This is a genomic window from Paenibacillus sp. EKM212P (assembly GCF_011066115.1).
GTDB lineage: Bacteria > Bacillota > Bacilli > Paenibacillales > Paenibacillaceae > Paenibacillus > Paenibacillus polymyxa_B.
In genome coordinates, this window is sequence record NZ_JAAMNR010000002.1 from 53,196 (window position 1) to 80,144 (window position 26,949).

The 26,949-nt window shown below is 44.8% G+C and carries 24 protein-coding genes and 1 pseudogene; 10 read left to right on the plus strand and 15 right to left on the minus strand.

Annotated elements, in window-relative coordinates; genetic code table 11:
* Positions 1-115: 115 nt before the first annotated feature.
* Entirely contained in the window at positions 116-1,192 is a 1,077-nt protein-coding gene (uxuA, locus tag G9G54_RS06365) for a mannonate dehydratase (protein WP_165176828.1), read from the plus strand.
* Positions 1,193-2,800, plus strand: a complete 1,608-nt coding sequence (locus G9G54_RS06370) for a mannitol dehydrogenase family protein (protein ID WP_165176830.1) — start codon at positions 1,193-1,195, stop codon at positions 2,798-2,800.
* 253 nt (positions 2,801-3,053) lie between these two features.
* Here the strand turns inward: G9G54_RS06370 and G9G54_RS06375 are convergent, their stop codons facing one another.
* The 11 genes from G9G54_RS06375 to G9G54_RS06425 all read right to left on the minus strand — a co-directional run bounded on the left by G9G54_RS06375 (position 3,054) and on the right by G9G54_RS06425 (position 14,589).
* Complete coding sequence (locus G9G54_RS06375) at positions 3,054-4,052, minus strand: NADP-dependent oxidoreductase (RefSeq protein WP_165176832.1); 999 nt, start codon at positions 4,050-4,052, stop codon at positions 3,054-3,056.
* A 179-nt stretch (positions 4,053-4,231) separates the two neighbouring features.
* Complete coding sequence (locus G9G54_RS06380; protein ID WP_185156278.1) at positions 4,232-5,314, minus strand: alkene reductase; 1,083 nt, start codon at positions 5,312-5,314, stop codon at positions 4,232-4,234.
* Positions 5,315-5,361: 47 nt separating this feature from the next.
* Complete coding sequence (locus G9G54_RS06385) at positions 5,362-6,114, minus strand: SDR family NAD(P)-dependent oxidoreductase (RefSeq protein WP_165176834.1); 753 nt, start codon at positions 6,112-6,114, stop codon at positions 5,362-5,364.
* 308 nt (positions 6,115-6,422) lie between these two features.
* Positions 6,423-6,995: a TetR/AcrR family transcriptional regulator gene (locus G9G54_RS06390; protein WP_165176836.1), complete on the minus strand. Its 573-nt coding sequence runs from the start codon at positions 6,993-6,995 to the stop codon at positions 6,423-6,425.
* Between the two features lie 101 nt (positions 6,996-7,096).
* Positions 7,097-8,134, minus strand: coding sequence for an aldo/keto reductase (locus G9G54_RS06395; RefSeq protein WP_165176838.1), 1,038 nt, complete (start codon positions 8,132-8,134; stop codon positions 7,097-7,099).
* 299 nt (positions 8,135-8,433) lie between these two features.
* Positions 8,434-9,540 carry a Gfo/Idh/MocA family protein gene (locus tag G9G54_RS06400; RefSeq protein WP_165176840.1) on the minus strand — a complete coding sequence of 369 codons (1,107 nt, stop codon included), beginning with the start codon at positions 9,538-9,540 and terminating at the stop codon, positions 8,434-8,436.
* Between the two features lie 49 nt (positions 9,541-9,589).
* Complete coding sequence (locus G9G54_RS06405; RefSeq protein WP_165176842.1) at positions 9,590-10,318, minus strand: ThuA domain-containing protein; 729 nt, start codon at positions 10,316-10,318, stop codon at positions 9,590-9,592.
* Between the two features lie 36 nt (positions 10,319-10,354).
* Positions 10,355-11,527, minus strand: a complete 1,173-nt coding sequence (locus G9G54_RS06410) for a Gfo/Idh/MocA family protein (RefSeq protein WP_165176844.1) — start codon at positions 11,525-11,527, stop codon at positions 10,355-10,357.
* Positions 11,528-11,579: 52 nt separating this feature from the next.
* Positions 11,580-12,635 carry a LacI family DNA-binding transcriptional regulator gene (locus G9G54_RS06415; protein ID WP_185156279.1) on the minus strand — a complete coding sequence of 352 codons (1,056 nt, stop codon included), beginning with the start codon at positions 12,633-12,635 and terminating at the stop codon, positions 11,580-11,582.
* Between the two features lie 119 nt (positions 12,636-12,754).
* A complete protein-coding gene (locus tag G9G54_RS06420; protein ID WP_165176847.1) occupies positions 12,755-13,612 on the minus strand; it encodes a GRP family sugar transporter in 858 nt (285 codons plus the stop codon).
* Positions 13,613-13,749: 137 nt separating this feature from the next.
* Entirely contained in the window at positions 13,750-14,589 is an 840-nt protein-coding gene (locus G9G54_RS06425) for an AraC family transcriptional regulator (RefSeq protein ID WP_165176849.1), read from the minus strand.
* A gap of 243 nt (positions 14,590-14,832) precedes the next feature.
* Here G9G54_RS06425 and G9G54_RS06430 point away from each other — a divergent pair, with 243 nt between their 5' ends.
* Both G9G54_RS06430 and G9G54_RS06435 read left to right on the plus strand, forming a co-directional pair.
* Positions 14,833-17,067 carry an alpha-galactosidase gene (locus tag G9G54_RS06430; protein ID WP_165176851.1) on the plus strand — a complete coding sequence of 745 codons (2,235 nt, stop codon included), beginning with the start codon at positions 14,833-14,835 and terminating at the stop codon, positions 17,065-17,067.
* Between the two features lie 48 nt (positions 17,068-17,115).
* Positions 17,116-17,514: pseudogene (locus G9G54_RS06435) on the plus strand (helix-turn-helix domain-containing protein); the annotation flags it as partial.
* Positions 17,515-17,771: 257 nt separating this feature from the next.
* Here the strand turns inward: G9G54_RS06435 and G9G54_RS25975 are convergent.
* From G9G54_RS25975 to G9G54_RS06445, 3 genes are read right to left on the minus strand one after another with little or no spacing between them, the layout of a single operon-like run.
* Positions 17,772-17,894, minus strand: coding sequence for a hypothetical protein (locus tag G9G54_RS25975; RefSeq protein WP_274597335.1), 123 nt, complete (start codon positions 17,892-17,894; stop codon positions 17,772-17,774).
* 24 nt (positions 17,895-17,918) lie between these two features.
* Complete coding sequence (locus G9G54_RS06440) at positions 17,919-18,944, minus strand: Gfo/Idh/MocA family protein (protein ID WP_165176853.1); 1,026 nt, start codon at positions 18,942-18,944, stop codon at positions 17,919-17,921.
* Position 18,945: 1 nt separating this feature from the next.
* Entirely contained in the window at positions 18,946-19,965 is a 1,020-nt protein-coding gene (locus G9G54_RS06445) for a Gfo/Idh/MocA family oxidoreductase (protein WP_165176855.1), read from the minus strand.
* 182 nt (positions 19,966-20,147) lie between these two features.
* On the opposite strand from G9G54_RS06445, the gene G9G54_RS06450 reads away from it, so the two are divergent.
* Positions 20,148-21,014 (plus strand): MurR/RpiR family transcriptional regulator, encoded by an 867-nt coding sequence (locus G9G54_RS06450; protein ID WP_165176857.1) that lies wholly within the window; start codon positions 20,148-20,150, stop codon positions 21,012-21,014.
* A gap of 77 nt (positions 21,015-21,091) precedes the next feature.
* Here G9G54_RS06450 and G9G54_RS06455 read toward each other — a convergent pair whose 3' ends face one another.
* Complete coding sequence (locus tag G9G54_RS06455) at positions 21,092-22,219, minus strand: NAD(P)/FAD-dependent oxidoreductase (protein WP_165176859.1); 1,128 nt, start codon at positions 22,217-22,219, stop codon at positions 21,092-21,094.
* Between the two features lie 149 nt (positions 22,220-22,368).
* On the opposite strand from G9G54_RS06455, the gene G9G54_RS06460 reads away from it, so the two are divergent.
* Genes G9G54_RS06460 through G9G54_RS06480 form a run of 5 tightly spaced genes read left to right on the plus strand, consistent with a single transcriptional unit; the run spans position 22,369 to position 26,654 of the window.
* Positions 22,369-23,076, plus strand: a complete 708-nt coding sequence (locus G9G54_RS06460) for a lantibiotic protection ABC transporter ATP-binding protein (RefSeq protein ID WP_165176861.1) — start codon at positions 22,369-22,371, stop codon at positions 23,074-23,076.
* Between the two features lies 1 nt (position 23,077).
* Entirely contained in the window at positions 23,078-23,809 is a 732-nt protein-coding gene (locus G9G54_RS06465) for a lantibiotic immunity ABC transporter MutE/EpiE family permease subunit (RefSeq protein WP_165176863.1), read from the plus strand.
* 1 nt (position 23,810) lies between these two features.
* Entirely contained in the window at positions 23,811-24,569 is a 759-nt protein-coding gene (locus G9G54_RS06470; RefSeq protein WP_165176865.1) for a lantibiotic immunity ABC transporter MutG family permease subunit, read from the plus strand.
* A gap of 37 nt (positions 24,570-24,606) precedes the next feature.
* Positions 24,607-25,266, plus strand: coding sequence for a response regulator transcription factor (locus tag G9G54_RS06475; protein ID WP_068938789.1), 660 nt, complete (start codon positions 24,607-24,609; stop codon positions 25,264-25,266).
* Positions 25,257-26,654 (plus strand): HAMP domain-containing sensor histidine kinase, encoded by a 1,398-nt coding sequence (locus G9G54_RS06480; protein WP_165176867.1) that lies wholly within the window; start codon positions 25,257-25,259, stop codon positions 26,652-26,654. The genes G9G54_RS06475 and G9G54_RS06480 overlap by 10 nt, the downstream gene beginning before the upstream one ends.
* Positions 26,655-26,949: the final 295 nt, after the last annotated feature.

Below are 26,949 nucleotides of genomic sequence, written 5' to 3' on the forward strand. Positions count from 1 at the left end.
ATTTTGAGGTGACGGACTCCTCTGAGATTATCATTGACAAGAACAAACCCTATAATTTATGATCAACTCAATCTTGTATACAAGACAGATGAAATATAATCAGGGAGGTATCGTTATGAATATGACCTGGAGATGGTATGGGGAAGGCAACGACAATATTACACTGGATCATATCCGGCAAATTCCGGGAGTTATGGGCATTGTCTGGTCTTTACATGATAAGGTAGCCGGTGAAGTATGGGAAATGGAGCGAATTCAGGAGGTTGCTGATCAGATTACGAGCAAGGGCTTTAGTACGGCGGTCGTAGAAAGTGTAAATGTCCACGATGATATCAAAATCGGCCTACCATCCCGCGATCAATATATTGACATTTATATCGACACCATTCGAAAATTAGCCAAAGTGGGAGTTAAGGTGATTTGCTATAACTTTATGCCTGTCTTTGACTGGACCAGAACAGAGCTATACAAGGAACTGCCTGACGGGTCCAATGCCCTCTTTTATGAAAAGGCTGCCATTACCGATGATCCCCGCCAAATGGTGGATCGGATTCTCAAGGGAGCTGGGAAGTTCACCATGCCTGGCTGGGAACCGGAACGGTTGGCGAGACTGGATGAACTTTTTGCTGCTTATGCGGATGTCACAGAAGACAAGTTGTTTGACAACCTGAAGTATTTTCTTGAGCGCATCATCCCGGTCTGCGAGGAGGTTGACATCAAGATGGCCATTCATCCTGATGATCCGGCATGGCCCATCTTCGGATTGCCGAGAATTGTCCGTAGTCGTGAGACCATCCACCGCATCCTAGATGCAGTGAACAGCCCATATAATGGTCTGACCTTCTGCACAGGCTCACTGGGGAGCAATCCTGAGAATGATTTGCCAACCATGATTCGAGAGTTTCATGATCGTATTCATTTTGCGCATATTCGTAATGTCAAGGTGTTTGAGAATGGCGACTTTATTGAAGTGTCACACCGCGGGAAGGACGGAAGCGTCGATGTACCGGAAGTAGTTAGAGCTTATCACGAGAACGGCTATCAGGGATATGTACGCCCGGATCACGGCAGACATCTATGGGGGGAAGAAAAGAATTGTCGACCTGGCTACGGTTTGTATGACCGTGCACTGGGGGTTATGTACTTGCTTGGTGTCTGGGATAGTCTCTCTCAAGGCAAAGGAGTGAAATAAATGCTCCAACTTGACCGGAAAGGCCTTTCAGACAAAGCGGCCTGGCGAGCAGCAGGCATTGAACTGCCGAAATATGATCTGGAGCTTGTAGCCAATAACACCCGAGTTAGACCGCAATGGGTGCATTTCGGCGCAGGCAATATTTTTCGTGGGTTGATAGCCAATGCGCAGCAACAACTGCTGAATAACTTGAAAGCGGATACAGGTATTATTGCGGCCGAAGCCTTTGATTTTGAAATGATCGACAAAGCTTATAAGCCTTACGACAATCTAACCTTACTGGTGTTGATGAGTGCAGACGGAAGATTTCACAAGAGCGTGGTCGCAAGCATTGTTGAGGGACTCGCAGCAGAGCAAAATCGTCCAGACGACTACCTCCGTCTGATTGAAATATTTGAGAATCCGTCCCTGCAGATGGCCAGCTTTACTGTCACGGAAAAAGGATACGCCCTGACCGGGCCCGACAGCAAGTATCTGGCTGTTGTGCAGAGGGATTTGACGAATGGTCCTGAACAGCCGATGCATGTGATGAGCCTGGCTACTTCGCTTGCCTATCGGCGTTATCTGAGAGGGCGGCATCCAATGACCTTTGTGAGCATGGATAATTGCTCCCATAACGGTGATCTGTTAAAGGATAGTATGATTGCCATCGCCAAGGAGTGGGCTCGCAGAGGCCTGGTAAAGGAAGGATTTGCAGACTATCTGCAGAATGAGGAGAAAATAACCTTCCCCCTAACCATGATTGACAAAATCACCCCCCGCCCTTCCTTGCAAGTACAGTCTGCTCTTCGGAAGCTGGGGTTAGCTGACATGGAGATGATCGTTACCTCCAGGCATACGTATACGGCTCCCTTTGTCAATGCTGAGGTTAGCGAGTATTTGGTCATTGAAGACAAGTTTACGAACGGGAGACCTGCACTGGAGGAAGCTGGCATCATCTTCACGAATCGGGATACGGTGGACAAAGTGGAGAAGATGAAAGTCACTACCTGTCTCAATCCGCTGCATACAGCGCTGGCCCTCGCTGGGTGTCTGCTTGGGTACGAGCTCATCGCAGATGAAATGAAGGATCAGACATTACGTCGTCTGGTGGAAACCATCGGCTACAAGGAAGGCTTACCTGTTGTAATTGATCCCGGAATTATCCAACCGAAACCATTTATTGACGAGGTATTGCAGGAACGCTTCGCCAATCCCTATATTCCGGATACGCCACAGCGGATTGCAACAGATACGTCTCAAAAGATGAGCATCCGTTTTGGGGAAACCATAAAGTCTTATGCTAGCACAGCAGGGCTTGATCCTACGAACTTGACTGCTATCCCCTTGACCATTGCGATCTGGTGTCGCTATTTGCTGGGAGTGGATGATCAAGGAGAACCCTTCACACTCAGTCCGGACCCGTTACTGGATACGTTGCAGGGATATTTGCAGAATACGAAGCTGGGCGATCAGACCTCCGAGGTTCGCTGCCTCCTCGAGGATGACAAACTGTTCGGTGTCCGATTATATGAAATTGGCTTGGGTGACAAGATTGAAACCATGTTTTATGAAATGCTGGCAGGTCCCGGAGCAGTCCGAAGCACGATAGAGAAGTATGTGAACTAGAACTTACATTAATGCAATCCCCCCTGCCAGAAACTTTAGTCAGGGGGATTGCATTAATGAGAACCAATTCTTTAAATAATCAAATTCAACATGACTAATCATCTGTTCTTCTCCCCTTTTTTGGGTTCGCAAAGTAATATCAAATCCCGGGTTGCTTCACCCGCGAATACCGTTTTTCAACTCGCTAGAATGCACGTTTTAGAAGCAAATAGTAGAATGAACATTCTAGTATCATAAAAAAATGTAATATTACTTAGAAGGTCACAATCACTTTGCCTTGGGAGTGGCCCGTTGACACTTTAATCAACGCTTTGTTAATGTCATCAAACGTATAAATTGAATCTATAGAGGGCTTGATATTTTCTTTTTCAACAAGTTTAGTGATTTCTTGTAATTGACTTCCATTGGCTTGCACAAATAAAAAGTGATATTCATTTTGATTCTTACGTGCTAAAGAATCTAAGCGAGCACCCACTAGACCAAACAATGCTTTTTTCCACATTGGAAAATGATTGTCAACCGCAAAGCGATAATTAGGTCCGGCTTTCAATGATACCAATTTCCCTTGTGGTTTTAAAATACCCAGTTCAGCTTTGATCTCTTTGGTACCCAAGGTGTCGATCACATAATCGATATCGGACAGTATGTTAGCATAATTCTCTGCCTTATAATTTATGAATTGATCAGCCCCGATCGACAGTATACGTGATCTGCCTCTTTCACTTCCACTTGTAATAACAAATAATCCCAGTGATTTGGCAATAGGGATTGCCATAGCGCCAAATCCTCCGGTTCCTCCAGGAATGAATAGCTTTTTATTCGGCTGGACATGGAGTACATCGTGCAATGCTTGATAAGCAGTCAAGGCAGTAAGGGGTACAGCAGCTGCTTCAATAAAAGATAGATTTTCAGGCATGATGGATAAAGCATCTTCATTTACGGCCGCATACTCAGCAAAAGCACCGATTTTATTAAGCGGCAACCTTGTATAAACAGGGTCACCAACCTTAAAATTCAAAACATCATCACCAACAGCTTCAATAACCCCAGATAGTTCATTCCCTAAAGTTAATGGCAACTTATAGTCGGCAATCATCCGAACACTGCCATTCAGATTAAGAATGTCCAGTGGATTTACACCTGCAGCTTTTACTTTGACAAGTACCTCATGGCTATTGATCTGTGGTATGTTTACATCATTTAATTCCACATGGATTATTTTTGAATATTTCTGTACTTGTGCTGCTCTCATATTCATCCTCTTCCTTTGCTAATTTGGAGATAGCATACCCATGAACGCAATCGAGTTTTTAGGTTGACCCGCTCGCTATACCATTATTTACTAAATGTGTTTTTTTGAAAACATCGAACATCTTAGACTAAAAACGTGGCGTACAATTTTCAGTTGTACGCCATGTTTCGGCCTTTATGTTATTGTAGACCCTCTTGCGATTCTAATTCTTCCATCGTAGGATAATCCGTGTAACCTTTACTTCCCAAACCAAAGAATGTAGACGGATCTGCTTCATTTAGTTGCGCACCTTTTTGAAGTCGTTCCACTAAATCTGGATTGGCTAATGACCATACACCAACAGGCACCAAATCAGCAAGGCCACTTTCTATATCCAAGCTAAGATCTTCTAGAGCTCGTCCAGCACGATTGACTAACAATGGATTTGTCCAGATTGAGCGAATGTCTTGGAGCAGCTTTTCATTTCCAAGATGCATAACATGAAGGTAAGCTAAATCCAATTGAGCTAATTCCGTTACAAGGTAGCGATAAAGTTCAGGGTCTTGTTCACCATCCTGAATCCCACCAAGAGGTGTCCCTGGCGAAATACGGAAGCCTGTTCTATCAGCTCCAATTTCTTCGACGATGGCTTTCGTTACTTCAATCGCGAAGCGAGCACGATTTTCTATAGATCCCCCATATTCGTCTGTCCGTATATTCGAGTTTTCTCCGATAAATTGATTAATCAGATAACCATTGGCTCCATGAATTTCAACGCCATCCGCGCCTGCTTTGATAGCCGCTGCTGCTGCTTTGCGGAAATCCGCAATGGTAGTTTGTATGTCCTTTTTACTTAACTCACGAGGGACGGGGATGTCCTGCATACCTTTAGCAGTAAACATTTCTACACCGGGCGCGATTGCAGATGGCGCAACAGGTTGGCGATGATGTGGTGTATTATCAGGGTGCGACATGCGACCAGCATGCATTAACTGGATATACATATATCCACCTGCTTCGTGCACTGCATCGGTCACCTTTTTCCATCCTTCAATATGTTTATCCGTATAAATCCCAGGTGTCCATAAGTACCCTTGACCATCATCAGAAGGTTGTGTACCCTCCGTAATAATGAGTCCCATTGCACGCTGAGCATAATAAAGGGAAGTTAGCTCTCCCGGTGTACCATCTTCTTGCGATCTACTACGTGTCATTGGTGCCATGGCTAAACGATGAGGTAATTCCATTGTTCCAATGTTTGTTTTACTCCACAACTTTTTCACTCGGATACTCTCCTCTTTTAATGTATTCAAAGATATACGAATTGAATTTAAAATTCTGAAATGATTGGATAGATTTGGCCTCTCAGGTTGAAATCATAGTTCTGGTCTACAATACCTACCACTTCGTTGTTATCATAAAGATCCACCATGAAGCCCGCCATTTGTTTGGCAGTGTGGTACTTAGGCATGTTTGCTTTGTAATCAAATTCTTCAGTATCTAATGATTTCTTCACGAATTCCGTTTCCGTTATAGATGGTGCTAAAACCTTTGCTTTTAGTTTTGCACCTTTCATTTCTAGTTCTTTTGCAAGGCCTTCTGTGAAGGCACTAACGTAATATTTAGATGCAGAATAAGCAACACTCCCAACAGCAATGGCATATCCGAGTGCGGATGAGACGTTAATTAACTGAGTTCCTTCTACATCAGCATAATCTCGTACATATAGTGTAGAAAGGATCGTCAAGGTTTCAATGTTAACACTTAGCATAGTTTCAACTTTATCTAAATTCTGTTCTGCTACAAAAGAAGCTTCACCGAGCCCCGCATTGTTAATCCAGGTCTCAATTTGGTATTCCTTTAAATTGTTATATAGTGTGTAGGCCTGGTCTGTAACAGATAGGTCACTTGTACGAACAATAACATTTATAGTAGGATCCATATCCAGAATTGCTGATTTGAGTTCTTCTAATTTATCCAATCTTCTAGCTACCAAGATTAAGTTTTTGCCACGTGCAGCAAACGCCAATGCCGTTTCATATCCAATCCCTGAACTTGCTCCTGTAATAACTGTATACTTCATAATATTCTCTCCTTCATAACATGCAGATTAGTGTAAATGAGTTTTAAAGATGATTTTAGAACGATCATTCTTATTAGGGTAAAAAAAGTTAGATCTAACTTGCTATTAGCATATCAATTTTAGAACGAACAGTAAAGAATTTTTTTATGACTAAAATTTTAATTTTGGAGCGGTATTCCTTGACTTGTATGAGGCATAAGATACAAGTTCTTTCTTTCATTAGAGGGACAAGAAAAAACTTGTATCACGGAAACAAACAGTCCTCTATTTAGGTGACTCCTTTTGCCTGTCATGCTGTAATTCCACTTTTAATCTAAAGCGGTCAGTGTCATATCAATAATATTCTTTAATTTTTGCTGATCCGTTGTTGTCTTAACCAACGTACGTAGCCCTAACCACGCATTCATTAAATAATGAGAAATAACTACAGGATCCAAGTCAGCCTTGAACTCACCCGATTGTTGACCCTTCAGAACAAGGTTAGTCAAGAGTTCCTCAGTTCGCGAATAACTCTCATCAACTAAGGATGCAACTTCAGGATCCAACACGCCGAGTTCCACGCCTGAATTCACGAGAAAACACCCTAGAGGTTCTCCTTCATTTCTTACTGTCGCCTCAAACAACTCCCGAATTAATTCTTTGATCGGTTTTTGTTTTTCAATCAGAAACCTCATTTTGCTGGTCTGCTTCGTTTCATATCGTTCGAGAGCTTTCATAAATAAGGCATGCTTATCCCCAAAGGTATCATAGATACTTCTTCGGTGAATGCCCATAAACTCAACCAAATCTTGCATTGAAGTTTTCTCATATCCTTGTGCCCAAAACAGGTGTATCGCTTTATCTAATACTTCATTAACTTCAAATTCTTTTGATCTTGCCATCGTCATCACCTCGAATAATCATTATACAATGTAGTGAAGGATCGGCAAACTAGATTTAAAATATGTGAATACATTACAGCTATGAGGTCTGTCTTATATATTTAACCCAGAATTCTTCGTTTGTCTGCTTGTAACCAATCAGGCGTCCATCCTTTTTCCAGGGCATCCAGGGTTACTCCTGGCGGAACGATAGCATCTATCGCATCCAGGATATCAGTGCTTAATTGGATGTCGCTGCCTTTTAACGTTTCACGAAGTTGCTCAATTGTTCTTGCCCCCACTATAGCAGAAGTAACTGACGAATGAGCTTGTGTAAATGCCATGGCAAGATGTGGCAAAGTTAATCCTGCTTCATTTGCAAGGGTTTGGAGCTTAGCAACGGCTTCCAACTTGATGCGATTTTCTTCTCGATTCGGATCTACAACAGTTGAAAGTTTCCCTAGAGAACTTGCTGCTCTTGAATCTGGGGCAACAGCTTCTCCCGAGCGGTATTTTCCCGTTAGTAGACCACCCGAAAGTGGGCTCCAAACCATTACGCCCATTCCGTATTTAGCGGTTGCAGCAAGCAAATCGAATTCGATGCTTCGATTCAATATGGAATACGGGGCTTGCTCGGATACAAAGCGTGCGGTATTTTTGCGTTCGCTAGTCCATTGTGCTTCGGTCACTTGCCATGCCTGAAAATTGGATGTACCAATATAGCGAATCTTCCCTTCACGAACCAGGTCCGTAAGTGCGTCAAGACTCTCTTCAATGTCAGTATGGAGATCTGGCTGATGTAGTTGATACAAATCGATATAGTCCGTTTGCAACCTTCTCAAGCTTCCCTCTACTGCACGCTTAATCCAATATTTTGAGTTACCGGATTGATTAAGCCCACTGCCCATGGGCATTCCGCCTTTCGTGGCCAGAATAACATCCTGTCTGCGTCCTTTTAGGATGTGACCCAGAATTTCTTCGGATTGACCACTTGAATAGACATCCGCTGTATCGATCAGATTAATGCCTCCAGCCAAAGCCTCATCTAACATGACTGCAGCTTCTTTCTCCGTATTGTTGCCCCAAAAACCAAAAGTACCTGTACCTAATACAAAACTGCTTATTTTAAGGCCTGTATTTCCTAATACACGATATTCCATGTTCAATCCATCCCTTCTCCATCTGCTATAATTAGAATGATGGTTCTAATATTCGTAGAAGAGTTCACGGCAAGATCTCACACCACTCCTCATAACTCTTGGCTTCTTATCCGTGTATTCCTCCTACGCCAACAATATAACATATTTAGAATGATCGGTAAAGAATGATTTTATGCCCGAAATTAAGATCCTTCCTGAAAATGAACTAAGAAGACTCCAAAGCCGCGGTCAAAACGGAGCTGAAGTCTTCTTTTCAGTAGTAATGAACGTTCAAAGCGGGATGTAAAATTTACATTAGTTTACGCATCTAACGTATACAAGGGCAGGTTTTCCGGTAAAGCCGCCGGGCGCAGACATGTGCTCTGCATTGGATAGAAGGTCTGCTGATCGGAGGAATCGTGGAACGCCCACATCGCCTCCAGCACATGATAAGCCAATTCACCACTGGCGCGGTGAGGCCGTCCGCTGCGGATAGCGTAGGCCATATCGGCAACACCGATGCCCCGTGTATTCTCCTGGTAGCCCGGCAGCAGCGGTACCTCTGTCCATTCTTGCTCGCCCAGCAGCCTGTAGCGAACTGGCCCTCCGAACGTGTTCGGGTCAGGCACTTGTAGCGTGCCCTGAGTGCCGTATACCTCGATCGGTGGCAGAGTGCTTCCACCAAAGATGTCAAAGCTGGTAATGAGCGTGCCGACAGCCCCCTGCTTGAAGCGCAGCAATCCGGCCACATGGGTGGGTATATCGACCGGGATGGTCTGGCCTCTCTTTTTCTCGCTCGTAATCGTTCGCTGATCCAGCGCCTTGCCTGTCATGCCCGAAATGGCAGCAATCGGACCCAGCAATTGCACCAGAGCCGTCAAATAATAAGGGCCCATATCAAACATTGGACCGCCGCCGACTTCATAATAAAATTCAGGATCAGGATGCCAATGTTCATGTCCACGGCTCATCATGAAAGCCGTAGCGGCTACCGGACTCCCAATGACTCCGTCTTCAATCAGCTTCAATGATGTCTGTATACCGGAACCGAAGAAGGTCTCTGGTGCGCAACCGACAAGCAGTCCCTTTTGATGAGCAAGAACCAAGACAGCCTGCCCCTGCTCACGGGTGACGGCAAGTGGCTTCTCCACATAGACATGCTTGCCTGCCTCAAGAGCTCTGAGACATACGTCGGCGTGAACGCCCGGAAGGGTCAAATTAATGATGAGTTCGATCTCCGGATCAGCCAAAATCTCATCTACCGAATATACATGCGGAACGTTGAACGCTACCGCCTGCTCCTCTGCCCGACCTTGGTCCAGATCCGCTACTGCGTACAGCTCCAGAATGTCGAAACGATGGCAATTTTCCATGTAAATTCCGCTAATTTTACCACACCCGATAATGCCTACTTTCATTTTGTTCATGCCTAGACTCCCTTCTTCTTCAGAAAAAATGGATAATGGCATTCTTTTATTACCGCTGTTGGTTGTCTGTCATGCCTGTATAAGCCTCTGCCAGAGAGCTGCCCCGGCTGGCCACCGCCTGTTTGCCTGCTGCTGCCCACAGAAACCCGCTGCGCATCATCTCGGTCACTTGAGGCATATCTATGATATCTGCGTGATGGCCCAGCGAATTGTAGAAGACGCGGCCGTTCCCCCAGCGCTTCGTCCATACAACGGGCATATCCACTGGCCCATTGGCTGAATGAGGGCCTGGTACGATCGGAAAGCGTGTGGTTGCCAGCACTTCAACTGCCGGGTCTACGTGGAGGTAATACTGCTCGCTTTTGACCTGAAAATCCTCAATATGGTCTAGAAGTGGGCTGGAGCCGCGCTTCATGTTCACCATGTACTCTACGCCGTCATTGCCGGGATGCGCAACCCATTGCCCGCCTGTCATAAACTGCCAGTCCACATTGTTCCGGAAGGCATCACACATGCCGCCATGGCAGCCTGTGAGACCTACGCCGCTTTGAACCGCAGCTGAAACATAATTGACCAGTTCCTGCTCAATCTGTCCCATGGTCCACATTGGAACGATCAGGTCCAGGTCAAGCAGTTTCTCAGCATCTTGGTAGGCTTCCAGGGTATTAGACACTTCCACCTCGAACTGCTCTTCCTTCAAAATGCGTTCAAAAATGGCCGCCACCTGCTCCGGCTCATGTCCGTTCCATCCACCCCATACAATCAGTGCCTTGCGCATCTGTAATCCACTCACCTTTCGGAATGTATTGTTATACTACATTTCTTCAATGGATACCCAGCGGCGTTCCTCTATGGATCGTTCTACCGCTTCAAGCACAGCCTGACAAGCAACACCGTCGTGGAAGTTCGGCGACGGTTGCCGTCCTTCAGAGATGGCACTCAACATCTCAAGCATCTCATGGGTGAAGGTATGTTCGAATCCAATCGTATGTCCTGGAGGCCACCAGGCTTCGGAGTACTTGTGTGCCGGATCGGTGGCGAGTACGCGGCGAAAGCCCTGAACGTCCTCCTCATCCTGTGTGAAATACACTTCCAGTTCGTTCATTCGTTCAAAGTCAAACCGCACACTGCCTAGGCTACCGTTGATCTCGAATGAATTTGTGCTCCGATGTCCGGCAGCAAAACGTGTGGCCTCGAAGCTGCCCAGCGCACCTCCGGCGAAGCGTGCCAGGAACAACGTGGCATCATCGATTGTCACTTCTCCCATCGGAGCATTTGCTTCAGTACTCCTTTTGGAGCTCAACCCGCTCATCTCCAAAGCCAACGGGCGCTGTTTGATGAATGTCTCGCTCATGCCGATCACTTCATGGAACTCGCCGACCAAGAAGCGAGCGAGATCAATCAGATGGGCGCCAAGATCACCATGAGAGCCAGAACCGGCCACTTCTTTTTGCAGCCGCCATACCAGGGGGAAGGACGGGTCCATGATCCAGTCTTGAAGGAAGAAGGCACGGAAATGATAAATTTTGCCTAGGCGTCCGCTCTCGACTAGCTGCTTAGCCAGCTGGACAGCCGGAGAAAAACGGTAGTTGAAGCCTACCATATGTCTGACCCCTGCTTCCTCTGCTACCTGCAGCATGTCACGTGAATCCGCCAGCGAGAGCGCAAGTGGCTTCTCACAGAATAGATGCTTGCCATGAAGGGCTGCCTCAACGACAATTTCCTTATGGGCATTACTCGGGGCGTTAATGTCAATGAGGTCAATATCGTTACGTTTAACTAGATCACGCCAATCCGTAACACTTTCGGTCCAGCCGTACTGGCGGGCAGCTGCCTGAACCCCCTGCTCGTTGCGTCCACAGATAACAGACATCTCTGGCTGCAGCGGGGCATCTGGGAAGAACATGGGTAGACTACGGTAAGCGTTGCTGTGAGCCTTGCCCATAAATTTGTAGCCAACCATTCCGATACGAAGACGATTAGACATGTCGTGATCCTCCTTATGGGTCTGAGTTTCAACGAATTTTTGACGAATGGTGTTATGGACGAATGGATGACGCCCTGATAATCAGCTCTGTGGACAGGAGTTCTCTTATCGAGTCGCGCCCGGTTAGTTCCAAGGCTGGAATAAGATTCAGAGAATCGGGTATAAGCTTCGAGGCTGCAAGCTCCCCCATCTCATAAAAAGGTACGCGGACACTGCTTAGCGGCGGAACAGCCATCTCAGCCGCATCCGAATCGTCATAGCCTACAAACGCCGGAAACCGGTCAGCTGCCAGTCCGCGCTCACGGAGACCCTGCATTACCCCGAGGGCCATCCGGTCGTTCGCCGCAAATACAGCATCAATATCATTCAATTTGTCTGCGATTATAGCTGAGGCTTCGAGCCCGCTTCGACGGCTGTAATTACCTTCCAGAAGCAGATCGTGGTCATATTCAATACCGGCCTCCTGAAGCGCGGTACGGTAACCCTTCAATCGCTCAGTACTGTTGGAATAGATGTCCGGGCCGTTGAGAAAGGCAATCCGCTTGTATCCCTGCTCGATGAGGTGACTTACAGCCGCCCGGCTGCCTTCTACATGGTCTGCATCCACTTCACAGAACGATTGCCCTTCAAAATGGTGATTCATGACGCAGAACGGACGTCCTTCTTCCTGAAGTCTCTTTAGAGCTTCCTCCTCATCGTGGTCATCCCTGGCTCCAAGGATGATACAGGTATCGATTCTTTGCTGGCGGAAAAGACTACTGTAATCAATACGTTCCCCCGGCTTTCGGAACAATAGAAGCAGATCGAGCCCGCTGTCTCTGGCCTTGTTTCCGATACCGCTCAGCATCTCAGAGAAAAAATAGGCTGAGAACAGGTGCGCCTTCGGGACATAAGGCATAACTACACCAAGATGGCCACTCTTACTTCGGGCAAAGTTACGAGCCAGCGCACTGGGTACATATCCAAGCTGATTAGCTGCGTCCAGAACCCTTCTCCGCGTATCCTCTTTGATAGGACCTACTGCATTCAAGACCCGAGATACCGTCGCTTCAGACACGCCGGAAAGTTCTGCTACTTCCTTGCGCGAAACGATATTACCCACCTCCAAATCATTTTATGTACGCGCGTACATTTTCTCATGCAGCCATACCTCTGTCAATCCCCAAAAAGCGTACCCCATAGATGGATAAGCTCTTTTCGTTACTCAAAGGACAGGGTCTCGATTCCTTAAGGCTTAAGCAAGCTAATCATTCCTACTCCAATCATAAGTACTGTAATTCCCGCAAGTATCCCTATCCATTGCTTTAAACTCTTCTTTTCCTTAAATATTAAAATGCTGCCAACACAAGCAATCGCAATGCTCGCTTGAGAGATCGGAAAACTAGCCGCCATGCCGATCAGCCCGTTGGAAATAAATAATGCTAGATTCGCGATGCTCCAAACCAATCCTGTAGGTAAATTGCGAACCACCAGAGAGAATCGTAGCCGCTTTTTGCCCTTCAGGTTCATGACCATGGCTGAGCATAGCATACCGAGCGATTGCGGCAGAATGACGGATAGTCCCGATATATGAAAGAACTGATTAATAACGACATAACTACTTAAAGCTAACCCCGAGCAAACCAACATTATGATAATGGGTACCGGCAAAGGCTTGGACAACCCAGCAGACTTGCCCTGATAGCTGGTTAACAGAACCCCTGCCAATATACACAGAAGAGAACCAACGCCTATCCCATATTGGTACCCTGTTATCCATTCACCCAAAATAAGTGCGGCAAATAGCGTCGTCCCTATCAACTGCAGACCACAAATCACAGGAATGGCGATCGATACGCTTACTTTTTGAAAAGCTTGAAACTGAAGCAATTGTCCAGCAGCCCAGAAAATACCAGATATAAAACTTACCACAAAATGAATCGGTGCTAATGAGGTAGGGTGAATGATATACAAGCACAGGGCAAACAGCACAGCACCAATCACGGTACCTGTCAGCTGTTCTCGGGGACTGGCTTTTGTTATATGTGCCAATATCGGCATAACTCCCCAGCCAACGGCTGGAATAAAAGCAATAATGAAATCCACGTGCGGAATTCTCCTCCCGTAAAAAGTACTCTTCCTACAATTGTTAAATATGCCATGCAGGAAAAAATCTACAGTTTTACGATAGCAAAAAAAACCGCTTCTAAATACAAATATTTTTATAGATTAATATAGCAAAATCAAAGAAATTGTTTTCTATACGCACTGGGAGATATACTCATTACATTTCTAAAAGCTCGTGAAAAGGTCAATTGATCGGTATAGCCGACCGAATTTGATATGACCTGAATCGAATAGTCTGTATGTTGCAGCAGTTCGCACGCTTTTTTAATCCTGAGGTCTATCAGATATTGTTTAGGCGTTTCACCAGTCTCAAGTTTGAAAACGGAGGTCAGATAATTCTGATGTAGACCGAGGTACTCCGCTACTTCACTAATCTGGATGCCGCTGATGTAGTTTTTCTCAATAAAGTTTATCGCTTGAACCGAATAAGGAAGCTGCTTCTTTACCGACATCGTTTCTCCCAAGTCGTGCACAAGTTTGGCGAGAATATGGAATAAATACCCCTGTATAGCCAACGATGAAGAAAGTGTGTTATCTCCGATCCGCAACATCTCAAGAATCGTGGAATGAAAGAACGTAATATCTTCAATATCGATTACATAAGGGTTCTGGCTTGGAAGTGATATGTTCTGCAGGTAGATGTCGGATTTAATGCCCATAAAGCCGACCCAACAGTACTCCCAAGGCTCGGCTTCATCCGCCTGGTAATAAGCTACCCTATTGGCCGGAATTAAAAAAGCCTGTCCTTCTCCTATATCGTAATTTTTGTTGTCAATCACCAACTTACCTCGTCCTTTTAGCACAAAATGAACCAGATTAAAATCGCGGGCGATGGGTCCAAAATCCTGATTGGATAAGCAGAGCTCTGTGCCACAGTTATATAAAATCAAATCTGATATATTTTTATGCTCTGAACTGGTATACGTATCAACATATTGAATCATATTCTCGCCCATTGGCATCCTCCCCATTTTCCCAAATAAAGAACCTATGCTTGTTAATTTATCAGTATAGCATAAGTTAAGGATGACAAATATCCAGAAAAGGTTTAGCTCTAAACTATAGTTTTTTGTAAGATTCTTTGTTTTTCCTATATTCGACTTAAAAAAAGTCATGTATTTTCTATCACTACCTTTGTTATGCTGATTCAATAATAACGCTTTCAAGTGGTTCGACATATTTTGAAAGGGGCTATGTACATGGCTAGTCTACAAGTTAACCAAAAGGAACGGACATTTCACTTAACGAACAAATACTGCAGTTATCTTTTCCGTGTCATGGAGAACGGGCAATTGGAGCATTTATATTACGGCAAAAAAATAGAGTACCTGGGTCAATATGACCGTTTTATCGAGCGAAGCTACCGTCCCGTGTCTGTCGGTGAGTTTGATAGTGACTTGGTGACATCGTTGGAAAGTATTAAGCAGGAATTTCCTTCTGCGGGAAGTGGAGACTTTCGAGAGCCAGCAATTGAGATCATACAGGAGGATGGATCTCATATAATGGAGTTCACTTATGACCGTTACGAGATAATCGCTGAGAAGCCTAAAATCCCCCATCTTCCAGCTACGTTTTGTAAGGAAGCGCATGAAGCAGCGACACTCCTCATAACGCTGACCGATTCTCTTACAGGAGCGGTGGCCGTGCTTGCTTACACCATCTTCAGCGAACTGCCCGTGATCACGAGATCCGTATCCATAATGAATTCCGGGAATAATCCACTGAGAGTCAACCGTCTAATGAGCCTGAGTCTTGATCTCCCTGACTCCGAATATGAAATTATTCATTTATCAGGGGCTTGGGGTAGGGAACGTCATGTGGAGCGTACACCATTGAGACCTGGGCTACAGTCGATTGGGAGCACTCGAGGAATTAGTAGTCATGTTCACAACCCATTTCTGGCGCTTGCCAAACCCGGATCACAGGAACACCAAGGAGAAGTGTATGCGGTTAATCTCGTTTACAGCGGGAACTTTCTTGCTCAGGCGGAAGTGGACAGCTATTCAACTACCCGATTGATGATCGGCATTCATCCTGACAAATTCTGCTGGACCCTGAAGCCAGGAGAATGTTTTTATTCGCCTGAAGCAGTTCTGGTCTATTCTGAGAGCGGTTTAAATGGCATGAGCCAAGCATACCATAGCCTGTACAATAAACACTTAATTCGCAGTAGTTGGACCGAGCGGGAACGACCTGTATTGATCAATAACTGGGAGGGGACCTATTTTGATTTTACTGAGCAGAAAATAGTTGATATGGCAAAAAAAGCAGGTGAACTGGGGATTGAACTCTTTGTCTTGGATGACGGCTGGTTCGGTCGAAGAAACAATGATACCTCTTCCCTCGGTGACTGGTTTGAAAATCCTGAAAAGCTACCGAACGGGATCTCGAATTTGGCAAAGAAGATCAATGCGCTCGGGATGAAATTCGGTCTTTGGTTTGAGCCGGAAATGGTTAACTCCGACTCTCATATTATGAGGGAGCATCCAGACTGGGTTGTGGGAACACCCGGCCGTCAACGCAAGCATGGACGCCATCAATATGTTCTTGATTATTCCCAACCGCCTGTTGTGGATTACCTGTTTAAGTTAATGGATGACGTGCTCTCTTCTGCTCGGATCGAATACGTAAAATGGGATATGAATCGCTGTATTTCAGAAGCCTATTCGTTATCTCTGGGCAAGGAAAGACAGGGCGAATTTTTTCACCGCTATGTCTTGGGTGTATATGCTTTATATGAGAGGCTGATTACCGAACATCCTGAGATTTTGTTTGAGTCCTGTGCTTCCGGTGGAGGACGGTTTGATCCTGGGATGCTTTATTATGCCCCGCAAACATGGACAAGCGACGATAGTGAGGCTATAGAACGTCTGAAGATTCAGTATGGTACATCCATGGCCTATCCGCTTAGCAGTATGGGAGCTCATGTGTCAACCATCCCGAACCACCAGGTAGGCAGAACCGCACCGCTGCAAACCAGATCCAATGTCGCCTACTTTGGTATATTCGGTTATGAACTTGACCCATTGGCTTTGTCCGAAGAAGAATGCGATGTAATTAAAAAACAAATACAAGTGTATAAACGTCACCGACGATTAATTACACAGGGAACCTTTTATCGTCTGCTAAGTCCCTTTGAAAAAAATGAGACTGCCTGGATGGTCATTGATGCAGAATGTGAGCATGCTCTCGTCGGTTGGTACCAGGTGCTCTCGCGTCCGAATCAAGCTTTTTTACGACTAAAGCTAGTCGGGCTGGACGAAATGGCAGTATATTTTGTGGAAGAGCTGGGCCAACGTTTTACCGGCAGCGAGTTAATGAACATTGGACTTATACTCACCCCGCCTTATAAGGCGGGACAGGATTTTAATATTGCGGAGAAATACGATTTCTCATCTCAATTATTTACTTTAACAAAAGAGATTTCCTCATGATTGGATTATGACTTGAAGAATTAGATCAAAGACCCGTTCTTTTCTCCAGTGCAGGGACCTTATGGCGTCGAATTGGCTCAGATTGCAGTCGAAGGAAGCAGCACCTATCGAATCCGAGATGCTATTGACTATATCGTCCGGAATTGGGACCAGTCTTTTCGGATCGAAGATCTTGCAGACACCGCCAGCATGAGTGTTTCTTCGTTCCATCGGCATTTTAAAGAGGTAACCGCCATGAGCCCAATTCAGTTCCAAAAACAGCTGAGACTCCAGGAAGCCCGCCGTCTCTTATTAGCTGAATCGGCGGACGCCGCAGACGTCGCTTTCAGGGTCGGATACGAGAGTTCCTCCCAATTCAGCCGCGAATACTCCCGAATGTTTGGGGCTCCTCCAAGAGCGGACATTAAGCGATTGAAAGAAAAATACGACCAGGTCATGAATGACTGAGTATCTGGACCGATCGGTGAAGAAGAAAAAAGGACGGCCTTGGGCCGTCCCTTTTTCGGTATGCTTCGTTTAACTTCGCAGCGAGTTTCCTATTAAACCTGGAACGCCGACGAATTCCCCAACATTATTTAGGCGGTCTTCGGTCTTCAAGCCCAATTCGGCAGCAGCGTCTCACCCCGGTCTGTAGCAGGCGCGGGAGAGGGCTGTACGAAATGGCCCCGATCTACTCGGAAGCAGCAAAAGGCAGGATTTCTACCTCACACCTGACGTTTGACCAGGTTGTGCATCAGCTGGATCAATTCAAAGCGTACCCGCTCCTCCTTGGCAGAGATGGCTGATACAGAATGCTTGCCATTGATAAATATGCTTGATTTCTTCATTAATAGACATATAAGTTAAAACATTCAATTATCATTTAGAAATTTAGGGGTTGAACACAGTGAAAGTGGATCAGGGCCAAATACAAGATTGGCGGACTGCTTGGCCTCCTCGATGACCTTCATGACCTTTTCACTATGTTCAAGCATATCCGAAACTTTTTCCAAATCGTTTTCTCGGATGATACGGTCAAATTCAACGAATTCGTCATACATTCGATGCGAATGATCTTTAAAGTCCACCCGAATTGGCGTTTCCTTATTCGCAGTGTAATCAAAGTAGTCGCATATATTAGCTGAACTTGCCATGTGTATATGGCCCTTATTGCCTTGAATGTTCACGGCATTGGGGGCCGTACTATCTTTTGAACCTATGCAGACACACTTGAAATCACCGTAATCAAGCAGCAGCATTCCTGAAGTATCAATTCCACGCTCCATGTTCGCCCAATACTCCACTTTCTTAGGGCTCCCGAAGAATCCAACAACAAAATGAATATTATATAAATTAATATCCATCAAGGCTCCACCAGACATTTCTGGATTAAACGCAGGCTGGATTATCCCCGCTTTGAAGGCTTCATACCGAGATGAGTATTGAGAATAGTTGCATTCAACGATTTTGATCTCACCCAGTTTAGGTAGATACTCCTTCATGGACAAATAATTTTTCAAATATTGATTTGTTATGGCTTCCACCAATATCAGTTTTCTTTGCTGAGCAATTTCTTTTAGCTCTAGGAATTCTTGCAAATTGGAAGTAAACGGCTTCTCACAAATGACATGTTTGCCACTCAATAATGCTTCTTTGGCATATGAATAATGAAGATGATTAGGCAGCCCGATATAAACTGTATCCACTTCACGATTCATCAGCATCTCGCTGTAATCCGAATAAATCTGAGAGATTCCATATCTATGTTGCCAATCCAGTAATTTTTCCTCATGACTAGGTCTAGAACAAATTGCCTTTAATAAAATAGTCGGGATATCCTGAATAAAGCTCAATAGATCCCCTACGATCATCCCTGCTCCGACAATTCCCAACTTCATTTTAGTTGCACTCCTCTATACCTTTTTCAAGTATTTCCATACAAATTATCGTCTCTTCGTCTTTAATCACTTTTTCTTTACCAAGTACGATCGACTGATAGATATCGTCATATACTCGAGCATAGTCTCCCTTTTCAGAAACGACTTTTTCTTCATGATACTCGCCTTTATCATCCAGATATGTTAAGATGCCGTAATGCTCGGGCTGGTCGATGCCGAAATCGGAGTGTCCCTTAGGCAGATAGTATAATTTCAGATGCTCCTCCTGACGATCCTTCGTTTGCTTTAAAAAAACGCCTTTTTTGCCGTATACAACAAAACCCGGCCGCTCTTTTAAGCGAAAAAAGCTGGATTTGATGGATACCTTGAGCGAGGGATAATAAAAATCCAGATCAAAGTAATCATTCATTCTCCCAGTACCCAGCAATTGACGAACATCATAATGGATTGTGTCCGGCTTTCCAAAATAGGAAAGAACCTGGTCAATGGTATGAACGCCATGTCCATATAGGTAACTGTTATATCTGGAAAAATGAGAAGTGGAGTTCGGGATCTCAGGGCGATAATAATCGTAATGCATCTCCACCTCCAGTAAATCTCCAAGCTTTCCTGATTCAATAACCTTCTGGGTAGTGAGGAAATCCGAATCGTAACGTCTATTCTGATAGCATTGTATAACCAGATTTTTCTCTTTAGCATATTGGAAGATCGACACGGCTTCTTCTTTGGTTAACATAAAAGGTTTCTCAACAAGTACATTTTTCCCGTGGTCTAGCGCCATTTTCGCATAAGAGTAGTGGGATTCTACAGGTGTACAGATAACAATCAACTGAATCTCCTTATCGTTCATTAAAGATTCTATATTATCTGTATACAGCACTTCAGGGATTTTTTTCCACTCCCTTTTATCTAGATTACGGGCATATATCGTCTTCACTTTCAATTCAGCTCTGTTCAATGAAAAAGGAAGATGATAACGGTTCGTGCTTTTCCCATTTCCAATATAACCAATGGTAAGCATATTATTTCCCCCTTAGGCTCTTTTTCATTTATTATAAAAGAAGAACGTTGATCGTAAAGGATTCGCCACCAAAATGGTACATTCAACCGATTATTTTTAAAAATGGTTGTTTATTTTTAAACAAAATGTTTATTTCATATTATTTTTCGAACGTTTTATTCAATTGAGCCGGGGTGAACCTGTTGAAAATACTAATACAATTATCAGAAATGCAAAACTTTACACCAAACGAAAAAAGCATTGCATCCTATATTTTGCTTCATAAGGAAAGTATCCTGCACTTAAATATTCAGGAGCTTGCAAAGGCAACGTATACTTCGCATTCCGCAATTAATCGATTAACACATAAACTTGGGCTATCAGGCTTCAAGGAGTTTATAATCAAACTTGCTCGGGAGTTTCAGCAGAACACCCAGAACATTTCCAATGTAGACCCCAACTATCCCTTCGGTTATGATGAATCCCCACTTCAAGTGGCGAAAGAAATTGCAGAATTAATGAAAGAAACGATTGAAAAAAACTTTACATTCATGGATGATGATTCATTGTCGCAAACAGCCCTATTGCTGGATCAAGCGAAAAGGATCTTTATATATGCGTTGGGCGATTCACAAATCCGTGCGAAAAGTTTTCAAAATAAATTGGTAAAAATAAACAAGTATGTGGTTATAGCTACGGAGCTGTCTGAATGGGCTTACCATACGGCTAATCTTACGACACAGGACTGCGCTGTGTTTTTAACTTATCACGGAAAGTCGCCGATTTTTTTAAAAGCAGCACGGCATTTCGCACATGAAAATATCCCTTTTATCACAATTACAGCAACCAATCAAAGTGAATTGGCCAAACTCTCTAATATCTGTATCCGGGTGCCTAATGATGAAGTAAAACATGCCAAGATTGGTACATTTTCGTCGCAAATTGCTTTTGACTATGTATTAAATGTGATCTATTCCTGTATCTATAAAATCGACTACTTGAAAAACATGCAAACCCTAACACAATCGTTGGAGAATTCGCATCTCAATGACATGATGAATGACGTATAAAATGAATATGCACTAAAACAAAAAGTCGCCAATATGGCGACTTTTTCAGTATATATATTGTTCTCCTCAGTCAAGAATCAACTTTCATCTATTGCTTTTCGAATATCATAATCATTGATATCGATATCTAAATTCATTCCAAGTGCCAACTTTGCCAGCTGATTTCCAATAAAGGGGCCCATGGTCAACCCGGATGCTCCAAGCCCATTTGCCGCTATAAGACCACCCCAGCCTGGAACAGCTCCGATCACCGGTAGAAAACCGGGTGTAAAAGGACGGAAACCAACTCTTACCTCCTGAAAAGTGCTGTTTGCTAAATCAGGGGCCAATTCTAAACCTTTATCCAGAATTTCCTGCATCCCCCCTGCTGTTTCTCTCGTATCGTAACCTTCGATTTCATTTTCGTGAGTCGCCCCTATTACGATCTTCTGTTTATCAAAAGCCAGCAGATATTGATCAGAAGGCGGTATGACTACAGGCCAAGTGCCTGTGTCTTGCCTATTAGGAACCTGCAAATGCATAATTTGTGCTTTTTGATAACTAACCTTAAAATGAATGCCCAAGGGCAACAGTAGTTGATTTGCCCATGCACCTGCACAAACAATGACCTTGTCAGACGAGAAGCTTCGTGCACCGACCACTACTCCCGTTACATGGTCAGACTCATATTGAAGCGTAGCATTTCCTTGTATAAGGACCGCCCCGTTTTTTTGTGCTGATCGGACCAACGCATCCCGCAGCGCACGCCCATCTATTCGGGCGGCACCGCTAATATGAACAGAATGATAACCTTCTACTAACAAAGGAAACCGTTCATGGGTTTCTTTTTCATTTAGCCGGGTAATTTCACCGATTTCCGGTGCATCCGCTTGTCGTAAGTGTGCCCGCTTCTCCATTTTTTTGATTTTCTCCAAATCATCATGAATACTGAGAGCCCCCACTTGAGCATAGCCAGTTTCTGTTTCTCCCTCGCTTTTGAGTTCTTCAATCAACCCAGGGTAAAAACGTGCTCCCGCTTTGGCTAGCTGGTACCAAGCCTGATTGCGTCGCTGTGATAGCCAGGGACAGATAATGCCAGCAGCGGCATCAGTAGCCTGTCCTTTATCTTTACGATCTACAATAATGACATTAGCACCCATTTTTGCTAGATGGTATGCTGTCGATGCCCCCAGAATTCCTGATCCGATTACGATGACCTTCTTCATGATTACATCCCTTTCCTACATCACTGTATCCATTATAGCGAATAGTGCATGAATGCATAAAGTTTGAAATTAATATTTTAAATCCTTATAAAGTTCTTAGAATTGATCTTTAAAGTAGTTGTCAGAACAAATGAAAAGGATGAACTGATATGGATAACATTATTTTACAGACTAAAAATCTCTGCAAAACCTTCGGACGACAACAGGCGGTGAACAACGTCACACTGTCTATTCAGGAGAATTCCGTCTATGGACTACTTGGTCCAAATGGGGCTGGAAAATCAACCACCTTGAAAATGTTAACCGGTATGCTACGCCCGACATCCGGTGAGATTTTATTTCAAGGAAAACCCTGGTCCCGAAAAGATCTTGCTCAGATCGGCGCACTGATCGAATCCCCTCCACTCTATGAGAATTTGACAGCTAGAGAGAACCTCAAAGTTCGTACAACGTTGCTGGGATTGCCTGATTCGCAGATTGATGAAGTGCTGAACATTGTTGATTTGACCCATACCGGGAAAAAGCGCTCGGGCCAGTTCTCGATGGGTATGAAACAGCGGCTGGGCATTGCCATTGCTCTCCTCAATCATCCCAAGCTATTGATCTTAGATGAGCCAACCAACGGACTAGACCCCATTGGTATTCAGGAGCAACGCGAGTTGGTTCGCTCCTTCCCGAAGCAAGGAATTACCGTAATTCTTTCCAGCCATATTTTATCCGAAGTCGAACAAATCGTTGACCATGTCGGTATCATTGCCGGTGGCGTATTAGCTTATCAAGAGGCGGTCACTCCAGGGCAAAACCTGGAATCGTTGTTCATGCAGATTGCACAGGAATACCGAAAAGGGGATGAGTAGGATGCAGCAATATATAGCCGCCGAACATCTAAAATTAAAGCGTACCTTCACAAAAAAGTTGGTCTGGCTTGCCCCCATCGCTACTCTTCTTCTGTGTACCGTACTCATGGGGGGACGTATGCTCCAAAGCGCCAGCTACAATTGGTGGTATTTCATGCTGCTGCCAGGTACTCTCACCTTAATGTGCTCAGGAGTGATCCAAAAGGATGGCAAGAAGCTGAAATACCGTGCTGTCCTCGGCATGGCTGTAGATTTGGCTCAGGTATGGTACGGTAAAATCGGGGGTTGCGTAAGACTCTTAATGGTTTCCTTTATTGTCCTATTTATAGGGATAACTCTTGGCGGATTCGTATTCTCAACTTCCGTGACACTAGCAGGAAGCGTTGCTGCAACTCTAATCCTCTTCATCACCTTTTTGTGGCAAGTTCCACTTTGCCTGTTCCTGACGGACCGAATAGGCATGTTTGCCACTCTAATTATTAACATGCTGGGCAACGTATCTTGCACCATTTTGTTCGCTACGTCCTCTGTGTGGTGGGCGGTCCCTTATGCTATTCCAGCCCGATTAATGTGCGCCGTCATTAAAGTGCTACCTAATGGGCTTACCGTTCCTTCAGGAGATCCGCTTTTGGATAAAGGCGTGATTGTGCCCGGCCTAGTGATCACAATCTGCCTGTTTATAATTCTGTCGATACTGACGGCGATGTCCTTCCGCAAGCGGGAGGCTAAATAAGATGATTTCTTTTTTCCGCTATCTGAAATCCGATGTGCTTAAACTTAGAAGGCAGCCCTTACTGCTTGTGCAACTGTTTGTGCCGCTTTTAGGCATAGCAATCTTTCTAGCCTACTATTCCTTTACTCCATATTCACCGATTTCAAAGGTGGACGGCTATTTGCAGGTCTTGGCCGTAGTTCTTCCTACCATGATTGGTATTGTCTGCTCCATTGCTGTTGAGCAGGAGGCAGTCGCTGGCAATTTCCAGCAGCTATTGATCTCGCCAGTGAAGCTGCTACCTTTCCTGAGCAAGCTCAGCCTGCTCCTGATCTTGGGATTTGGCAGTGTGCTGCTTGCCTCCGGTGGCTTTGGGGCTGGCTATATATATCTTATGAGAGAGTCACCGTATGGCTTGAAGTTTTATGTGTTGGCTGCCTGCATTCTGTTTATGTCCAGTGTATTCCTCTATTTTCTGCATTTTTTCATTAGTTTGCGGTTCGGCAAGGGAGCTTCCATCGGTCTAGGCATTATGGAGAGTCTATTGTCCGCTTTGCTTCTTACAGGGCTGGGGGATCATAATTGGATATTCATCCCTTCTGCTTGGGCTGCCCGGTTCATCACGATCTGGGTGCAATACGGTATAAACCCAGCAGTATCTATTCCTGAAGCTATACGGCTTAATTCGGGAGTCAGATATTGCGTAGTAGGGACCGTAGTCATCATGGTATTATTAGGATTATGGATTTGTCGTTGGGAAGGACACAATTCGTCGGAATAAAGACTAGAGTAAAGAAAGCAAGGGAAGTGAATTAAGCATGGCAAACTTGTTGGCCGTTGATGATGAACCCGCCGTTTTGGCACTCCTTCAAAATATTTTGCAGAAAGATGGCCATGTTGTCACGGTGGTCTCCGACTCCCCACAGGTTCTCACCATGCAGCTTGGAGCCTTTGACCTCATCCTGCTTGACGTGATGATGCCTACCATGGACGGGTTCACACTCTGTCGGGAAATTCGCAGCAAAATAGACTGCCCGATCCTGTTCCTCACCGCAAAATCCATGGAGAACGATGTGATGTTAGGGCTTGGGGAAGGGGCGGACGATTATATTGTCAAGCCGTTTGGTGCTGGAGAGTTGCGTGCAAGAATCAACGCCCATCTCAGACGGGAGAATCGTGAACGGCGTAATGTATTCTGCATCGGGGAAGTTCATTTCAATCTGTCCGGCAAGGAAATCACCGTTCAGAATGTTGTAGTCCCGTTTACCAAAAGCGAATATGAGATATGTAAGTTTCTAGCCCTGAACTGGGGACAGGTGTTCCCTAAAGAGCAGATTTACGAAGCTGTCTTCGGCTTGGATGGGGACAGCGATTCCGCCACCATCGTGGAGCATATTAAAAATATCCGAGCTAAGCTTGGCAAAGTAGAGGTTTCGCCAGTGGAGACGGTTTGGGGGATCGGGTACCGATGGAAGTAACCAAAGTACAGCAAACATGCAAGACAACCAAACTACGAACCATTTTTCTGGGTTATTTAGTTATGTTCTGTATCGGGACGATTGCGCTCGCTCTGTTCCTGGTTCTCATCTTCTATGTCCTGATGTCTTGTGGGACCATTCTCCCCGCGAACTATGCTGAGAATCAGGTGCGGGAGGACAAGACAATCATTGAAGCTGGCAAGACCCTACAGCCGGATTCTCGGCAGAAACTGTATAAATACGCATCATTCACTTCGGAAGGCCGCCTCAATGAGGGAAACCTTTCTGAAAAGCAGGCTCAAACTGCTTGGAGTGTTACGCAGCAGAACGATACTGCTTATCAATTTCCCTATAACTATGTAAAAGTCTCACATAATGATAAAGTTACTGTGATGCGCTATTCTGTCTCGGCTCAGTTTGAACTTCCTATCCTGCGTCAATACCTGCCGAACGCGGAATTGTCCTTTTTTGCCGTGTTCTGTATCGCCTTTCTGGGGGGAGGTGCCTTGCTGGCTTCCTCCTTCGGACGAAAGCTGGCACGTAAGATGAGTGGGTTGCAGCAGGCCACCAAGCAAATTCAAGCACAGGATCTGGACTTCTCAATCGAATTCAGTGGCGTGATGGAGATCGATCAGGTGCTGCATTCCATGGATAAAATGAAAGAAACGTTAAAGACTTCGCTTCACAAACAGTGGAATCTGGAAAGATCACGTCGCGAGCAAATATCCGCCCTGGCACACGATGTCAAAACACCACTCACTATCGTTCGTGGAAACGTAGAGCTGCTGTCCGAGACCGATCAGTCCGAAGAGCAAAAGAACTATACGGATTATATATCGGAAAGCACCAGACAGATGGAGCAGTATATTAAGACTCTTATTGAAATTTCAAAAGCGGAAACGCTTGTCACCCTGCGGGCGGAAACGATGGATGCTGACTTCTATTTAACGAAAGTGAAAGATCAGATAATAGCCTTGGCTGCTGTCAAAAAAATATCTGTAGCATTCGCTGCATATAACCTCCCTAAGACGCTGTATGCAGACCCAGTTCTACTTGAGCGAGCCATTATGAATGTTGCTTCTAATGCGGTAGATCAGGCGCCTGAATATAGCGAGATCCAGCTGACCGTAGAGTCTGTGGAAGACTGCATTCGGTTCAGCATCTTAGACGAAGGCCCAGGCTTCTCTCCAGAAGGCCTCAAACAGGCCGCCGAGCAGTTCTATATGGGTGACTCGTCCAGAAGATTAAGCGGGCATTACGGGATGGGCCTGTATATAACAAAATACATTGTCAACCTACATGGTGGAAAGCTGATCATCACCAACTCCACCCAGACAGGCGGCGGACAGGTAAGTATTAAAATTCCACTCAGGTCATTACCGATATGATCGTCAAATTTTTAAAAAAAGATCATCTACTATCTAGGTTAGTTCGATTTCATCAGGCATACGCCTCTTCCTTGTTCTATGCTTAAACGATATAAAACGCTACTGACATTTATATATCAGTAGCGTTTTATCATTTTGCATCGGAATGAAGACACTCCTGACACAACCAATGTCGGTGAAGGAGTTAAAACCTATTATCCAGCTTCAATTAGATGAGAGCAACATATCAAATAATGAATGGTATGATAGGCTTTACGATTACCAAAAAAAGATAGATCAGTAGCTGCAAGAACTT

Bases quoted from the DNA above. Each gene is read 5' to 3' on its own strand.
- uxuA (WP_165176828.1), top strand. From the start codon at position 116: ATGAATATGACCTGGAGATGGTATGGGGAAGGCAACGACAATATTACA.
- G9G54_RS06370 (WP_165176830.1), top strand. From the start codon at position 1,193: ATGCTCCAACTTGACCGGAAAGGCCTTTCAGACAAAGCGGCCTGGCGA.
- G9G54_RS06375 (WP_165176832.1), bottom strand. From the start codon at position 4,052: ATGAGAGCAGCACAAGTACAGAAATATTCAAAAATAATCCATGTGGAA.
- G9G54_RS06385 (WP_165176834.1), bottom strand. From the start codon at position 6,114: ATGAAGTATACAGTTATTACAGGAGCAAGTTCAGGGATTGGATATGAA.
- G9G54_RS06390 (WP_165176836.1), bottom strand. From the start codon at position 6,995: ATGGCAAGATCAAAAGAATTTGAAGTTAATGAAGTATTAGATAAAGCG.
- G9G54_RS06395 (WP_165176838.1), bottom strand. From the start codon at position 8,134: ATGGAATATCGTGTATTAGGAAATACAGGCCTTAAAATAAGCAGTTTT.
- G9G54_RS06400 (WP_165176840.1), bottom strand. From the start codon at position 9,540: ATGAACAAAATGAAAGTAGGCATTATCGGGTGTGGTAAAATTAGCGGA.
- G9G54_RS06405 (WP_165176842.1), bottom strand. From the start codon at position 10,318: ATGCGCAAGGCACTGATTGTATGGGGTGGATGGAACGGACATGAGCCG.
- G9G54_RS06410 (WP_165176844.1), bottom strand. From the start codon at position 11,527: ATGTCTAATCGTCTTCGTATCGGAATGGTTGGCTACAAATTTATGGGC.
- G9G54_RS06425 (WP_165176849.1), bottom strand. From the start codon at position 14,589: ATGGGCGAGAATATGATTCAATATGTTGATACGTATACCAGTTCAGAG.
- G9G54_RS06430 (WP_165176851.1), top strand. From the start codon at position 14,833: ATGGCTAGTCTACAAGTTAACCAAAAGGAACGGACATTTCACTTAACG.
- G9G54_RS25975 (WP_274597335.1), bottom strand. From the start codon at position 17,894: ATGAAGAAATCAAGCATATTTATCAATGGCAAGCATTCTGTATCAGCC.
- G9G54_RS06440 (WP_165176853.1), bottom strand. From the start codon at position 18,944: ATGAAGTTGGGAATTGTCGGAGCAGGGATGATCGTAGGGGATCTATTG.
- G9G54_RS06445 (WP_165176855.1), bottom strand. From the start codon at position 19,965: ATGCTTACCATTGGTTATATTGGAAATGGGAAAAGCACGAACCGTTAT.
- G9G54_RS06455 (WP_165176859.1), bottom strand. From the start codon at position 22,219: ATGAAGAAGGTCATCGTAATCGGATCAGGAATTCTGGGGGCATCGACA.
- G9G54_RS06460 (WP_165176861.1), top strand. From the start codon at position 22,369: ATGGATAACATTATTTTACAGACTAAAAATCTCTGCAAAACCTTCGGA.
- G9G54_RS06465 (WP_165176863.1), top strand. From the start codon at position 23,078: ATGCAGCAATATATAGCCGCCGAACATCTAAAATTAAAGCGTACCTTC.
- G9G54_RS06470 (WP_165176865.1), top strand. From the start codon at position 23,811: ATGATTTCTTTTTTCCGCTATCTGAAATCCGATGTGCTTAAACTTAGA.
- G9G54_RS06475 (WP_068938789.1), top strand. From the start codon at position 24,607: ATGGCAAACTTGTTGGCCGTTGATGATGAACCCGCCGTTTTGGCACTC.
- G9G54_RS06480 (WP_165176867.1), top strand. From the start codon at position 25,257: ATGGAAGTAACCAAAGTACAGCAAACATGCAAGACAACCAAACTACGA.